Here is a 1,236-nt window from a genome sequence, read left to right on the forward strand (position 1 = left end):
ACCCGATAGCAGTCGAAGGGTTCGAGTCAAAGAACGAAGGCACATATGCCCGGCCAACAATGGTGGTGGCGAACGTCACGGGTTTACTGACGGGCATAAACCATGACTTCGACGACATGCTTGGGGTGGTGATCACCCGTCGTCAGGTTCCGGTGAAATACCTGGACGCGGTGAACTTCCCCAATGGCAACCCTGACGCAGATCCGACGCAGGAAGCGGTTTCCCGCTACGTTGTTGAGGAGATGACGGAAGAGACGTTCGAGCAGGTCACTTACACGCTGGCGACGCCGATTGACTGCGATAACGCCATCATCCCGGCGCGAACTATCCTTGCAGACGTATGTCAGTGGCAGTATCGGGGTGTTGGGTGCGGCTATGACGGCCCCCCTGTTGCAGACGAGCGCGACAACCCAACCACTGACCCGGCGAAGGACAAATGCTCACATCGACGTACTGGTTGCCGGTTCCGCTATCCACGGCCTGAACCAATGCCAATAAGCAGTTTCCCCGGCTCTCAAAAGGTCTCCTGATGCAAGAATTACTCGATTATGCGGCATCGTCGCAGGATGAAGTATGCGCGCTGATCCTGAATGGCGAGCGAGTGTTCCGCTGTAGGAATGTGCATCCACAGCCCTGGCATCACTTCCGCATAAGTGACGACGACTGGCTTGCAGCGGAGGAAGAAGGGGATATTATCGCAGTATTCCATTCGCATCCGCAAAGCCAGCCAGCGCTTTCTGGTGCTGACCGGCAGATGCAGGTAATGACGGGGCTGCCATGGTGGCTTGCATCTGGCGGGCAACTGAGGAAATACAGGCCTGTGCCACTCCTGCTGGGGCGCAGGTTCGACCACGGCATTATGGATTGCTACACGCTTTTCCGGGACGCATATCACCTGTGTGGCATTGACCTCCCTGACTTCGAAAGGACGAATGGCTGGTGGCTGAGAGGGGAGAACCTTTATCTGAACAACATGTCGCGCAATGGCTTCAATCAGGTATCGCCGGGAGAAGCGCTGCCAGGTGACGTAATAATCAGGCAACCATTCCCCGGAGCTGACCCTTGCCACGCAATGATTCTGCTCGATGACAATATGGTTCTTCACCACGATTGCTCAGGGCATTTAAGCCGGAGAGAGCAGATGCGCCCGGCATACGTTAAGCAGATGCATTCCATATGGAGACATGAACAGTGCTCATCTTTAAATTTGCAGGGCATTTACGCCGACATTTCCGC

At 55.4% G+C, this 1,236-nt stretch carries 2 protein-coding genes; both read left to right on the forward strand.

The features are described from left to right. A partial coding sequence (locus ACOTX4_RS25910) for a phage minor tail protein L (protein WP_421635515.1) occupies window positions 1–530 on the forward strand: 530 nt, incomplete at its 5' end. Then, window positions 530–1,236 (forward strand): C40 family peptidase (locus tag ACOTX4_RS25915; protein WP_421635516.1); only part of this gene is annotated, 707 nt, incomplete at its 3' end. The genes ACOTX4_RS25910 and ACOTX4_RS25915, both read left to right, overlap by 1 nt.

It is taken from the genome of Enterobacter cloacae complex sp. IR5459, assembly GCF_049238005.1.
In the GTDB taxonomy this organism is placed as follows: Bacteria; Pseudomonadota; Gammaproteobacteria; order Enterobacterales; family Enterobacteriaceae; genus Enterobacter; species Enterobacter hormaechei_C.